The 12,100-nt window shown below is 71.9% G+C and carries 12 protein-coding genes; 6 read left to right on the top strand and 6 right to left on the bottom strand.

The genetic code is table 11. The annotated features are described in order from the left end of the window. The first annotated feature begins 5 nt into the window (after positions 1-5). From zwf to pgl, 3 genes are read left to right on the top strand one after another with little or no spacing between them, the layout of a single operon-like run. A complete protein-coding gene (gene zwf / locus SPRI_RS27805; RefSeq protein WP_374987872.1) occupies positions 6-1,529 on the top strand; it encodes a glucose-6-phosphate dehydrogenase in 1,524 nt (507 codons plus the stop codon). Next, positions 1,526-2,554, top strand: coding sequence for a glucose-6-phosphate dehydrogenase assembly protein OpcA (gene opcA, locus SPRI_RS27800; protein ID WP_037775002.1), 1,029 nt, complete (start codon positions 1,526-1,528; stop codon positions 2,552-2,554). Before zwf ends, opcA begins: the two co-directional genes overlap by 4 nt. Beyond that, positions 2,551-3,336 (top strand): 6-phosphogluconolactonase, encoded by a 786-nt coding sequence (gene pgl, locus SPRI_RS27795; RefSeq protein ID WP_005318989.1) that lies wholly within the window; start codon positions 2,551-2,553, stop codon positions 3,334-3,336. Before opcA ends, pgl begins: the two co-directional genes overlap by 4 nt. 118 nt (positions 3,337-3,454) lie before the next feature. Here pgl and SPRI_RS27790 read toward each other — a convergent pair whose 3' ends face one another. After that, on the bottom strand, positions 3,455-4,369 hold the full coding sequence (locus tag SPRI_RS27790) for an ABC transporter permease (protein ID WP_005318988.1): 915 nt from the start codon (positions 4,367-4,369) through the stop codon (positions 3,455-3,457). After that, complete coding sequence (locus SPRI_RS27785) at positions 4,366-5,277, bottom strand: ABC transporter ATP-binding protein (RefSeq protein ID WP_182327611.1); 912 nt, start codon at positions 5,275-5,277, stop codon at positions 4,366-4,368. The genes SPRI_RS27790 and SPRI_RS27785 overlap by 4 nt, the downstream gene beginning before the upstream one ends. A 132-nt stretch (positions 5,278-5,409) precedes the next feature. Between SPRI_RS27785 and SPRI_RS27780 the strand changes: the two genes are divergently transcribed. Both SPRI_RS27780 and SPRI_RS27775 read left to right on the top strand, forming a co-directional pair. Further along, on the top strand, positions 5,410-6,603 hold the full coding sequence (locus tag SPRI_RS27780; RefSeq protein ID WP_037774999.1) for a sensor histidine kinase: 1,194 nt from the start codon (positions 5,410-5,412) through the stop codon (positions 6,601-6,603). After that, the gene (locus SPRI_RS27775) at positions 6,600-7,271 is read left to right on the top strand and encodes a response regulator (RefSeq protein ID WP_005318983.1); all 672 of its coding nucleotides are present in this window, start codon (positions 6,600-6,602) and stop codon (positions 7,269-7,271) included. The genes SPRI_RS27780 and SPRI_RS27775 overlap by 4 nt, the downstream gene beginning before the upstream one ends. A 40-nt stretch (positions 7,272-7,311) precedes the next feature. Here the strand turns inward: SPRI_RS27775 and SPRI_RS27770 are convergent, their stop codons facing one another. Continuing rightward, positions 7,312-7,800: a MarR family winged helix-turn-helix transcriptional regulator gene (locus SPRI_RS27770; protein WP_005318981.1), complete on the bottom strand. Its 489-nt coding sequence runs from the start codon at positions 7,798-7,800 to the stop codon at positions 7,312-7,314. Here SPRI_RS27770 and SPRI_RS27765 point away from each other — a divergent pair. Beyond that, positions 7,793-8,245: a tautomerase family protein gene (locus SPRI_RS27765; protein WP_199782724.1), complete on the top strand. Its 453-nt coding sequence runs from the start codon at positions 7,793-7,795 to the stop codon at positions 8,243-8,245. The genes SPRI_RS27770 and SPRI_RS27765 overlap by 8 nt on opposite strands. Before the next feature lie 67 nt (positions 8,246-8,312). Here the strand turns inward: SPRI_RS27765 and SPRI_RS27760 are convergent, their stop codons facing one another. From SPRI_RS27760 to pgi, 3 genes are read right to left on the bottom strand one after another with little or no spacing between them, the layout of a single operon-like run. Beyond that, a complete protein-coding gene (locus SPRI_RS27760; RefSeq protein WP_005318978.1) occupies positions 8,313-9,818 on the bottom strand; it encodes a PH domain-containing protein in 1,506 nt (501 codons plus the stop codon). Further along, entirely contained in the window at positions 9,815-10,315 is a 501-nt protein-coding gene (locus SPRI_RS27755; protein ID WP_005318976.1) for a PH domain-containing protein, read from the bottom strand. The genes SPRI_RS27760 and SPRI_RS27755 overlap by 4 nt, the downstream gene beginning before the upstream one ends. A gap of 4 nt (positions 10,316-10,319) precedes the next feature. Further along, positions 10,320-11,969 carry a glucose-6-phosphate isomerase gene (gene pgi, locus SPRI_RS27750; protein WP_053557801.1) on the bottom strand — a complete coding sequence of 550 codons (1,650 nt, stop codon included), beginning with the start codon at positions 11,967-11,969 and terminating at the stop codon, positions 10,320-10,322. Positions 11,970-12,100: the final 131 nt, after the last annotated feature.

Genomic DNA, 12,100 nt, shown 5'->3' with positions numbered 1-12,100 from the left:
CCGGTATTGGCGGAGCCAACCCGCTCCGTGATGCTGCAGACCGACGGCTCCCGCGTATCGCGGGGCCGTCGGGCCTGGTCATCTTCGGCGTCACGGGCGACCTTTCGCGCAAGAAGCTGATGCCAGCCGTCTACGACCTCGCGAACCGGGGGCTGCTGCCGCCGGGCTTCTCGCTCATCGGCTTCGCCCGGCGCGAGTGGGCCCACGAGGACTTCGCGCAGGAGGTCCACGACGCGGTCGAGGAGCACGCGCGCACGCCGTTCCGTGAGGAGGTCTGGCAGCAGCTCATCCAGGGGATGCGGTTCGTCCAGGGCACCTTCGACGACGACGACGCGTTCGAGCAGCTGAAGTCCACCATCGAGGACCTCGACAAGGTGCAGGGCACCGGTGGCAACTTCGCGTTCTACCTCTCCGTGCCGCCGAAGTTCTTCCCCAAGGTCGTCCAGCAGCTGAAGAAGCACGGGCTGGCGGACCAGAAGGAAGGTTCCTGGCGGCGTGCGGTCATCGAGAAGCCGTTCGGCCACGACCTGGTCTCCGCGAAGGAGCTCAACCAGGTGGTGCACGAGGTCTTTCCGCCGAACGAGGTCTTCCGCATCGACCACTACCTGGGCAAGGAGACCGTCCAGAACATTCTGGCGCTGCGGTTCGCCAACACGCTCTTCGAGCCCATATGGAACCGGTCGTACGTCGACCATGTGCAGATCACGATGGCCGAGGACATCGGCATCGGCGGCCGGGCAGGCTACTACGACGGCATCGGCGCCGCCCGTGACGTGATCCAGAACCACCTCCTCCAGCTGCTGGCGCTGACCGCGATGGAGGAGCCCGCCTCCTTCGACGCGGACGCCCTCGCGGCCGAGAAGACCAAGGTCCTCGGCGCGGTGAAGCTCCCCAAGGACCTGGCGAAGAACACGGTCCGCGCGCAGTACACCGCGGGCTGGCAGGGCGGCGCGAAGGCCGTCGGCTACCTCCAGGAAGAGGGAATCGACCCCAGGTCGAAGACCGACACCTACGCCGCGATCAAGCTGGAGATCGACAACCGCAGGTGGGCGGGCGTCCCCTTCTACCTGCGCACCGGCAAGCGGCTCGGCCGGCGCGTCACCGAGATCGCGGTCGTCTTCCAGCGCGCCCCGCACTCGCCGTTCGACTCCACGGCGACCGAGGAGCTCGGGCACAACGCCCTGGTCATCCGCGTCCAGCCGGACGAGGGCGTGACCATGCGGTTCGGCTCCAAGGTGCCCGGCACCTCGATGGAGGTCCGGGACGTCTCGATGGACTTCGCGTACGGCGAGTCGTTCACGGAGTCCAGCCCCGAGGCCTACGAGCGCCTCATCCTCGACGTGCTGCTCGGCGACTCCAACCTCTTCCCGCGGGTGGAGGAGGTCGAGCTGTCCTGGAAGATCCTCGATCCGATCGAGCAGTTCTGGGACGCGAACGGCAAGCCGGCCCAGTACACGGCCGGCACCTGGGGACCGGACGAGGCGGACGAAATGCTCGCACGAGACGGACGGAGCTGGCGTCGGCCATGAAGATCGACCTTACGGACACCACGGCCAGCAAGATCAACAAGGCGCTGGTGCAGGGCCGCCGGGCGATCGGCACCCCGGCCGTCGGCATGGTCCTCACCCTGGTCATCGTGACCGATGAGGAGAATGCCTACGACGCGCTGAAGGCGGCCAACGAGGCGTCCCGCGAGCACCCTTCGCGCACCCTCGTGGTCATCAAGCGGGTCTCACGCTCCCCGCGTGACCGTGCGAAGGCCAGGCTCGACGCCGAGGTGCGGGTGGGCGCGGACGCAGGCACCGGCGAGACGGTCGTGCTGCGCCTGTACGGCGAGGTCGTCGACCACGCCCAGTCGGTGGTGCTGCCGCTGCTGCTGCCGGACGCCCCCGTCGTCGTCTGGTGGCCGGTCAACGCGCCGACCGACCCGGCCAACGACCCGCTCGGGTCGCTCGCCCAGCGGCGGGTGACCGACACCTACGCCGCCGAGCAGCCGGTGCGTGAGCTCGCTGCCCGCGCGGAGGCCTACACCCCCGGCGACACCGACCTGTCGTGGACCCGGATCACTCCGTGGCGCTCGATGCTCGCGGCGGCGCTGGACCAGGTCACCTGCAAGGTCACCTCCGTCGAGGTGGAGGGCGAGGAGTTCAACCCGAGCTGCGAGCTGCTCGCGATGTGGCTCGCGGACCGGCTGCACGTACCGGTGAAGCGGTCCTCGTCGGCCGGGCCCGGCCTCACCTCCGTGCGGATGGAGTCCGACTGCGGACCGATCGTGCTGGACCGGCCCGACGGATCGCTCGCCACGCTGTCCATCGAGGGCCAGCCGGACCGTGCGGTCGCGCTCAAGCGGCGCGAGACGGCCGAGCTGATCGCGGAGGAACTGCGCCGGCTCGACCCGGACGACACGTACTCGTCGGCTCTGCGGTACGGGGTGGAGCGCCTCGGCGCGGCCACGCCGGCCGCGGTGGAGTCCGCTCCGGCCCCGGCCCCGGCCGGGAAGAAGGCCGCTCCGGCCAAGAAGACCGCCGCCGCGAAGAAGGCGGCAGCGGAATGACCGCCGCCCCGCAGCTCGTCGTCCACCGCGACAAGGACCTGATGGCCCAGGCGGCCGCGGCCCGGCTGATCACGAAGATCGTGGACGCCCAGGCCGCTCGCGGTTCGGCCTCCGTGGTCCTCACCGGCGGCCGCAACGGCAACGGCCTGCTGGCCGCGCTCAGTTCGTCCCCGGCCAGGGACGCGATCGACTGGTCGCGGCTCGACCTGTGGTGGGGCGACGAGCGGTTCCTGCCCGCGGGCGACCCGGAGCGCAATGTCACGCAGGCGCGTGAGGCGCTGCTCGACGCCGTACCGCTGGACCCGGCGCGGGTGCACGCCATGCCCGCGTCGGACGGCCCGTACGGCTCCGACGTGGAGGCGGCGGCCGCCGCCTACGCGGCGGAACTGGCCGCGGCGGCGCGTCCGGAGGACCACGGTCCGGTCCCGACGTTCGACGTCCTGATGCTGGGCGTCGGGCCCGACACGCACGTGGCGTCCCTGTTCCCCGAACTCCCGGCGGTCCGCGAGACGCAGCGCACGGTCGTCGGGGTCCACGGAGCGCCCAAGCCGCCGCCGACCCGCATCTCGCTCACGCTGCCGGCGATCCGCGCGGCACGTGAGGTGTGGCTGCTCGCCGCGGGCGAGGACAAGGCGAAGGCGGCGGAGATCGCGCTGTCGGGGGCGGGCGAGATCCAGGCGCCGGCGGCCGGGGCGTACGGCCGGGCGCGGACGCTGTGGCTGCTGGACGCGGCGGCGGCGTCGGAGCTGCCGCGCGAGCTGTACCGCCCGGCTTCCGCCTGAGTGATGCCGTAGAGGTCCGGCCCGCCGACAACACGGCGGGCCGGGCCTCTTTGCATGCGCGGCGGGCCGACCGGGCCGGGCATCTGCGGGCCCCTCGCCCCCCTCCCGCCGCGGGCGTTCAGACGTCGCGGCGGTGCACGACGGTCACGGTGACGACCACGGCGACGAGGGACCAGGCGCCGAACACGATCCACGCCTCGGTGACCGACACCGGATATGTGCTCACGTGGTGGACGCGCGCCGGGTTCTGTACCAGGGCGTGCCATGCCGAGAGGGGCATGGCGTTGCCGATCTCCTTGACCCACCGGTAGGTCTCCCCCTGGAAGAGGGCCGGCAGCAGCAGGAGTACGCCGACGACCGCGACGACGGTGCCGGCGGCGTGCCGGACGAGCGCCCCGAGAGCCATGCCGACGAGGGCGCACAGCGGGGCCAGCAGTGCCGCGCCGGCGACGGCCCGCAGGGCCCCGGGATCCCCGAGGGACAGGCCGTCGTGGTCTCGCAGGATCGCCTGGGTCACGCCGAACGACGCGCCCGCCACGACCGTGCCGAGGACGAGCATGACCGCCGCCATGACGGTCGTCCTGGCCACCATCACCGCCCGCCGCGCCGGTACGGCGGCGAAAGTGGTCCGGATCAGGCCGCTGGTGTACTCGCCGAAGACCGCGATGGCGCCGACGCTCCCGGCGACGACCATCAGGAGCTGCCAGGCCGGGTCGACGAACGCGGTCCCCAGCGGATCGAACAGCATCTCCGGCTTCTCGGGCATGCCCGGAGGCGGGGCGGTCGGCGCCGCGGGCTGCCGCGACAGCCGGTCGGCGTTGGACCAGGCGGCGTTCGCGTTGATCCCGACGACGGCCGGCGCGCTGCAGCCGAGGATCCAGTAGGTGGAGCGCAGCGACCAGAGCTTGATCCACTCGGCGACGAGGAGATCACGGAACCGGGCACGGACACCGGCGGCGGTGGCGCCCGCCCGGGGCCCGGAGGTCTTCTGCGTGGTGGTCGTCGCCGTGGTTGCCGTCGGTGGGGTGGTCATCGTGCTCCTCGCGAGCCGTATTCGACGCTGTCGGCGGTGAGTCCCATGAACGCCTCTTCCAGGGAGGCGGCCCGGGTGGTGAGTTCGTGCAGCGGGACGCGGTGGCGGTGGGCGAGTTCGCCGACTCGCTCCGCGCCGAGGCCGGTCACCGTGCACGAGCCGTCGTCCTCGTGCCGGACGGTGGCCCCCGCCGCGGTGAGGGCGGACGTCAGCCCGGCGGGATCGGGCGTACGGACCGTCACAGCCTGCCGGGAGCCGCGTGCGGCGAACTCCGCGAGGCTCTGCGTGGCGATCAGCTCGCCCCGGCCGATGACGATCAGCTGATGCGCCGTGTGCTCCATCTCCCCCATCAAGTGGCTGGACACCAGTACCGTGCGGCCCTCGCCGGCCAGCCGCCGGAAGAGCCCGCGCACCCACAGCACCCCTTCCGGATCCAGCCCGTTGAGCGGCTCGTCGAAAAGCAGCACGGGAGGGTCGCCGAGCAGCGCGCCGGCGATGCCGAGCCGCTGCTTCATCCCCAGCGAGAACCCTCCGACCCGGCGCCGCGCCGCGGCGGTCAGCCCCACCTCCGCCAGGACCTCGTCGACCCTGCGCCGCGGCAGCCCGTTGCTGTGCGCCAGCGCTGACAGGTGCGCACGCGCGCTGCGTCCGCCGTGCACGTCATGGGCGTCGAGCAGCGCACCGACGTGCCGCAGCCCGCGCGCACGTCCGCGGAACGGCACTCCGTCGACGACGACGGTGCCGCTGGTGGGGGTGTTCAGACCGAGGATCATCCTCAGCGTGGTGGACTTTCCGGCGCCGTTCGGGCCGAGGAACCCGGTGACGTGGCCGGGGCGGACGGTGAAGGTCAGGCCGTCGACGGCGGTGGTGGCGCCGTATCGCTTCGTCAGTTCTTCGACTTCGATCACCCGGCCACCGTCCCGTGGGCAGAGCCGGCGGGGCATCGGCCCCAGGACCACAACCGTGGGCCCCCGCTGTGGCCCTGGGGCGTACGCCCCGGGGCCGATGCCCGCGCTGCGCGCCGTACTTATGATCACGGCATGAGCGTCTCCCTCCGTGTCCCCTGCTCGAGGCGCGTACCGCCGACCGCGATGCGGGCCCTGGCCTGGAGCGGGGCGCTCGCCTATCCGGTCCTGCTGTACGCCGCGGTGCTCCACGAGCGCGAGCCGACCGGTGTGCGGCTCCTGCTCCCGGCAGCGCTGGCGGTCCTGCCCGTTCCGCTGCTGTTGCGCCGGCCGTGGGCGGCCCTGGTGCCGATGCTGGCCGGTTCGTTCGCCGCGACCGCGCTGGCGGCCTCGAAGCTGGCCGCGGCCTTCCCTTTCGCGGCCTCGGCACCCGCCTGGCAGATCGGGTACCTGCAGGCACTGGTCACCGATCTCGCCGTCGGCTGCGTCGCTGCCACCCGGGGGCGCCGGGCCGCGCTCGCCGCCGCTGCCCTGACCCTCGCCGTGCAGATCGCCGCCGCGGCCCGCTACCGGACCGGGTCCGACGACTTCGTCGCGGCCGTCGTGTTCCTGGCCCTGCTGCTCGCCCTCGCGTGGACGGCCGGTCATCTCGTCCAGGAGCGCCGCGAACACGCCGAGACGGTACGGGCCCAGGCCGCCGCCCGGGCGGTCACCGCCGAACGGCTGCGGATCGCCCGCGAGTTGCACGACATGGTCGCCCACAGCATCGGCATCGTCGCGATCCAGGCCGGCACCGGCCGCCGGGTCATCGACACCCAGCCGGCGGAGGCCCGCAACGCGCTCGCCGCCATCGAGGCCACCAGCAGGGAAACCCTGGCGGGGCTGCGCCGGATGCTCGGCGCCCTCCGCGAGGCCGAACCGGAAGCGGCGCCGCTCGCGCCCGCCCCCGGCCTGGCGGACGTCGACCGGCTGGTCGCGACGACACTGGACGGCGGTGTACGGGTGGACGTGGAGTGGCGCGGGGAGCGGCGCCCGCTCCCCGCGGAGGTCGAACTGTCCGCCTTCCGCATCATCCAGGAGGCCATCACCAACGTGGTGCGCCACGCGGGCACGCGCGAGTGCCGGGTGGTCGTCGACCACCGGGAGGACGAGTTGGCCATCGAGATCACCGACGACGGCGACGGCCCCGCGACCGCGGGCACGGGCTACGGCATCACCGGAATGCGTGAACGGGCCGTCCTGCTGCACGGCCGGTTCACCGCCGGACCGCGCCCTGAAGGGGGCTTCCGCGTGGCGGTGCGGCTGCCGGTGCCGGCGGGCGCGCGATGACACCTCCTCCCGTGCGTGTCCTGCTCGTCGACGACCAGCCGCTGGTGCGCGCCGGACTGCGCGTGCTCGTCGCGGACAGCCCCGGCCTCGAGATCGCCGGCGAAGCCGGCACGGGCGAACAGGCTGTCCGACTGGCCGAGGACGTCCGGCCGGACGTGGTGGTGATGGACATCCGGATGCCCGGCATGGACGGCATCGAGGCGACCGGACGGATCACCGCCGGCCCGAGCACGGCACGCGTCCTGGTCCTCACCACCTTCGACGACGACGAGTACGTCTACGGCGCGCTGCGCGCGGGCGCGAGCGGATTCCTGGTCAAGGACATGGATCTGGACGACATCCTCGCCGCCGTCCGGGTGGTCGCCGCCGGCGACGCCCTGATCGCGCCGAGCGTGACCCGCCGTCTCATCGAGGAGTTCGCCGCCCGGCCGAAGCCCCCGGCGACACCCCCGCACCCGGCGATCGACGGCGTCACCGACCGCGAACGCGAGGTGCTCACCCTCATCGGCCGAGGACTGTCCAACGGCGAGATCGCCGACCGGCTCTGCATCAGCCCGGCCACGGCCAAGGCGCACGTGGGACGGCTGTTCACCAAGCTCGCGGCCCGTGACCGGGTCCAACTGGTCATCATCGCCTACGAGCTGGGCCTGGTGTCGCCGTCGCGCTGAGCGGGCGCACGTGCCGCAGACGGCGACTCCGCCCAGCCCGTCAACGCGGTTGCGCGTTCTGCTGCTGGTCGCCCGCCTGCTCCAAGGCGGCCTCGTAAGCGTGCAGGGCGGTGATGACCGTGGCGCGTTCCGCAGGGTGGAGACCGCGCATTACGCGTTCCCAGGCAGAGGCGCTGCCGGAAAGCCATTCGCCGATCGGGGCGGCGTAGGCGGAGGCGATGGCGATGATCCGGCGGCGGCGGTCAGCAGGATCAGCGGTGCGCTGAAGGACGCCCAGCCGTGACAGTTCGCTCACCATGAGGCTGACGGTCGTCGGGGCCACCTCCAGCCGGGCAGCCAGCTCATTGACGCTGGTGGGACCGTCGTACTCCAGGTGGGCCAGCAGCGCGAGGTGCCGCGGCGCCAGGTCCAGGCCCTGGAGAGCCGGAGGGATGGGCAGGCGCTTGGCGCGGCCGACGAGCCGCGGCATGAGCAACAGCAGGGTGCGGACGGCCTCGTCGACGGCTGGACCGTCCGATTCCGTGGACATCGACGACCTCTTCCAGATACCTTTGAAAACAAAGGCTTTAGGCTCAAAGGGAACGGGGTTCACTATGCCGCATCTGACCGTCCACCTTCCGGAGAACAGGCTGGCAGGCAAGGAATCCATGCTGGCTGCCGCGCTGACCGACGCGATCGTCGACGTCTATGGCGAATGGGCCCGCGACCTCGTAAGCATCCGCCTGTCCGGAGTTCCCGCAGGCCGTTTCGCGCAGGGCGGCAAGGCCGTGGACACGAACGCCTCGGTGACCTTGGGCGTCCGCGCCGGCGTCTTCGACCGCCCCGACGCCGCCCGGATCACCGCACACCTCGGCGCCGCGCTCACCGACGCGATCACGAGCGTCGCCGGCGACGACCTGCGAACCGGCACCATGGTCGAACTCGTGGCATCACCGCCGGAACGAACCTTCGTCGGCGGCACCCTGACCGTGTGACCCCGCGGCAGCCCTGCTCGATCCGTCCGCCCGTCAGCCGCGTGACCAACGCTCCAGGGAAGTACCTTCAGTCGCGCTCCAGGAACGGCTCCAGGAGCCCCGGAACCGCCTCCGACGCGAACGTCAGGCCCTCCCCCTCGGCGGCGTCGTGGACGCCGTACGCGCCCGCGCCCGCCGCCGTCGTGGCCGTCAGGGTTATCAGACCGGCGCGGCGCTGAAAGACGGACCGGCGGGCCGTCCAGCCGATCACGCCCGTCCGCTGCAGTGCGACCGTGCTGCGGCGGACGGTGCCGGAGCGGGTGACGAGGTAGTCGCCGGCGATCCCGTGGCCGAGGGCCCGGTACGCGTCGAGGGCGAGGAGCACCGCGACGGGGACGCCGACCGCGGCGCAGGCGGCCGCGATCCACAGGAGCACCGGCGTGAGCAGCGCGCCGAGGAGCGCGAGGAGGGCCGAGGGCAGCAGCACCGCGCCCAGTGCCCAGCGCAGCCGCCTGCCGCGGGCGGCCCGGGGATGGGGTGTCAGGACGGCCTCGCGCGTCGGGGAGGCGGATTCGCGGAGCACCTGCGCGGCGACCTCGTCGGCCAGCGCCCGCGGCACCGCGGGCAGCAGGACGTTGATGTCGGCGTGCTTGTCCTGCTGGTCCTTGACGAGCCCGGTGGCGACAGCGTCCACCCTCGCGGCGCCGAAGAGCCGGACGCCCAGCGGCTCGACCAGGTCGACGCCGCGCAGCCGGCGCTCCTCGATCGATATCGAGCGTGACGTGAACAGGCCCCGCCTGACCCGCAGCGTGCCGCCGGGCTCCCGCTCGAGCCGGTAGTTCCACCACATCTCGATCCACAGGCCGACCGCACCGACGACACCGGCGACGAGCGCGGCGGCGGCCAGGGTGACGATGATCCATACGAGGGGGGTGTCCCTGAAGCGGTCCCCCACCCACTCGATGACCTCGGCCTGGGCCCCGAACCACTCGCTGACCTGCATCACCGCGCCCGCGGCCGCGCCGCCGAGCAAGGGGGCGACGAAGGAGACCGGCGCGTAGCGGATCCAGGCCGGATCGAGGACTGCGAGCGCCCCGTCGGGATGGGCGGCGGCCTCCCGCGAAGTGGTCCTGGCCAGCAGCTCGAGCCGCAGCCGTTCGCCCTCCGCCCGGCTGACGGCGTCGAGTTCGAGGGTGGACTCACCCCCGGCGGCGTGCTCGCCCGTGCCGATGCGGACCTTGACGAGGCCGAGGACGCGCAGCAGCACATTGGCGGTGAGGTCGACGCTCCGGATGCGTTCGCGGGCCAGCGAGCGGCGCTTGACCAGGACCAGCCCCGTGTGGAGTTCGGCCCGCTCCGAGCCGATGCGGTACCTGGTGCGCTGCCAGCGCACCAGGTCGGCGCCGGTGCCGGCGCCGACCAGCAGGGCCGCCCCGGCCAGGACCCAGCCGAGGGCCTTCCCCAACGGCATGCCCCCCGCGAGGCCGAGGAGTACGGGGAGTCCGGCACCGAAGGCGAAGCCCGCCAGGACCATGGCGGTCACCAGGACCGTGCGCCCGTCGAGCCGCCGCCACTCCCCTCCCGGTGCGCTCATGTGGCGTCCCCGGGCGTGGCCCGGGTGATCCGCGTAAGGTCCTCCGCGAGGTCCGCGGCGACCTGGTGATCAAGCCCTTCGATCCTGACGGCGCCCTTGGCGGAGGCGGTGGTCACCGTGACGGTGGCGAGCCTGAACGCCTGCTCGAGCGGTCCCCTGACCGTGTCCACGGTCTGGATGCGGGACATGGGCGCGATCCGCCACTCCTGCCACAGCGCCCCGGTGCGCACGTACACCGCCTCGTCGGTGACCTCCCAGCGGTGCACGCGGTACCACCAGGCGGGGAAGAACGCGGTGCAGGCGAGACCGAGGACGGCGATCACGCCTGCCGGGACCAGCAGCCAGGTGCGGGCCGGCTCGATGAAGGCGCCCAGCACGGCCAGCACGAGGGCCGGTACCGCGGCGGTCAGCAGGACCTGCGTGCGCCACCAGTTGACGGCCCGTTCGTTCAGCCGGTTGTTCGGCGGCCGGAGCCGCACCGTGTTCTCCCCCGCCATCAGGTCACCGGCCGCGCAGTGTCCGGTACTTGCCGGCCAGCGTCGCGGTGGAGCTGTCGAGCTGCTCGCTGCCCTCGCCCTCGGTCAGCACCGGCTCGATCTTCTTGGCGAGGACCTTGCCGAGCTCGACTCCCCACTGGTCGAAGGAGTCGATGTTCCAGATCGCGCCCTGCACGAACACCTTGTGCTCGTAGAGGGCGATCAACTGGCCCAGTACGGAGGGGGTGAGGTCCTCCGCGAGGATCGTCGTCGTCGGGTGGTTGCCCTTGAACGTCTTGTGCGGCACCAGTTCCTCCGCGACGCCTTCCGCCCTGACCTCCTCGGGTGTCCTGCCGAAGGCGAGGGCCTGCGTCTGGGCGAAGAAGTTGGCCATGAGCAGGTCGTGCTGCGGGACGAGCCCGGCGAGCAGGCCGGGGACCGGCTTGGCGAAGCCGATGAAGTCCGCGGGGATGACCTTCGTGCCCTGGTGGATCAGCTGGTAGTAGGCGTGCTGGCCGTTGGTGCCGGGGGTGCCCCACACCACGGGGCCGGTCTGCCAGTCGACCGGATTGCCGTCACGGTCGACCGACTTGCCGTTGGACTCCATGTCGAGCTGCTGGAGGTACGCGGTGAACTTGGACAGGTAGTGCGAGTAGGGCAGCACCGCGTGCGACTGCGCGTCGAAGAACGCCCCGTACCAGACGCCCAGCAGGCCCAGCAGGAGCGGGGCGTTGGCCTCGGGGGGCGCGGTGCGGAAGTGCTCGTCGACGAGGTGGAAGCCGTCGAGCATCTCGCGGAACCGGTCGGGTCCGATCGCGATCATCAGGGACAGGCCGATCGCGGAGTCGTACGAGTACCGGCCGCCGACCCAGTCCCAGAACTCGAACATGTTGGCCGTGTCGATGCCGAAGTCGGAGACCTTCTCCGCGTTGGTGGACAGGGCCACGAAGTGCTTGGCGACGGCGTCGGGGCCGACCCGGAGATTGGTGAGCAGCCACTCGCGGGCGGAGGTGGCGTTGGTGATCGTCTCGATGGTGGTGAAGGTCTTCGAGGCGATGATGAAGAGGGTCTCCGCCGGGTCCAGGTCCCTCACGGCCTCGTGGAGATCGGCCCCGTCGACGTTCGAGACGAAACGGAACGTCAGGTCCCGCTCGGTGTAGGAGCGGAGCACCTCGTACGCCATCGCGGGCCCGAGGTCGGAGCCGCCGATACCGATGTTGACGATGTTCCTGATGCGCTTGCCGGTGTGGCCGGTCCACTCGCCGGAGCGGATCCGCTCAGAGAAGGCGGCCATCTTGTCCAGCACGGCGTGGACGTCCGGCACCACGTTCTCGCCGTCGACCTCGATGACGGCGTCCCGCGGGGCACGCAGGGCCGTGTGCAGGACCGCGCGGTCCTCGGTGGTGTTGATCTTCTCGCCGCGGAACATGGCGTCCCGCAGTCCGGCGACATCGGTGGCGGCGGCCAGTTCGCGCAGCAGTGCCAGCGTCTCGTCGGTGACCAGGTGCTTGGAGTAGTCCAGGTACAGATCACCTACCTGGAGGGTGTACCTGCTGCCGCGCTCCGCGTCCGCCGCGAACAGCTCCCGCAGATGCGTCCCGCCCAACTGCTCGCGGTGCTTGCCGAGAGCGGTCCACTCGGGCATCCGGTTGAGCCTGGTCTTGCCTGCGTTCATCTCGGACATCAGCCCACTTCTTCTCGTACCTGCCTGCATGCCCCGCTGCGGTTCCAACCTAATTGATCAGGCCGGTCGGTGAGGCGTCGGCGGGGCGGCGCACGAGAAGCGGCCCGGTAAAGACAAGTCCG

Source organism: Streptomyces pristinaespiralis (assembly GCF_001278075.1).
GTDB lineage: Bacteria > Actinomycetota > Actinomycetes > Streptomycetales > Streptomycetaceae > Streptomyces > Streptomyces pristinaespiralis.
Note: the sequence above shows the minus strand (reverse complement) of the source record. Positions and strands in the feature narration are given on the sequence as shown.

What these genes read in the sequence shown, in the direction of transcription:
- opcA (WP_037775002.1), top strand. Translation starts at nt 1,526, where the DNA reads ATGAAGATCGACCTTACGGACACCACGGCCAGCAAGATCAACAAGGCG.
- pgl (WP_005318989.1), top strand. Translation starts at nt 2,551, where the DNA reads ATGACCGCCGCCCCGCAGCTCGTCGTCCACCGCGACAAGGACCTGATG.
- SPRI_RS27790 (WP_005318988.1), bottom strand. Translation starts at nt 4,369, where the DNA reads ATGACCACCCCACCGACGGCAACCACGGCGACGACCACCACGCAGAAG.
- SPRI_RS27780 (WP_037774999.1), top strand. Translation starts at nt 5,410, where the DNA reads ATGAGCGTCTCCCTCCGTGTCCCCTGCTCGAGGCGCGTACCGCCGACC.
- SPRI_RS27775 (WP_005318983.1), top strand. Translation starts at nt 6,600, where the DNA reads ATGACACCTCCTCCCGTGCGTGTCCTGCTCGTCGACGACCAGCCGCTG.
- SPRI_RS27770 (WP_005318981.1), bottom strand. Translation starts at nt 7,800, where the DNA reads ATGTCCACGGAATCGGACGGTCCAGCCGTCGACGAGGCCGTCCGCACC.
- SPRI_RS27760 (WP_005318978.1), bottom strand. Translation starts at nt 9,818, where the DNA reads ATGAGCGCACCGGGAGGGGAGTGGCGGCGGCTCGACGGGCGCACGGTC.
- SPRI_RS27755 (WP_005318976.1), bottom strand. Translation starts at nt 10,315, where the DNA reads ATGGCGGGGGAGAACACGGTGCGGCTCCGGCCGCCGAACAACCGGCTG.
- pgi (WP_053557801.1), bottom strand. Translation starts at nt 11,969, where the DNA reads ATGAACGCAGGCAAGACCAGGCTCAACCGGATGCCCGAGTGGACCGCT.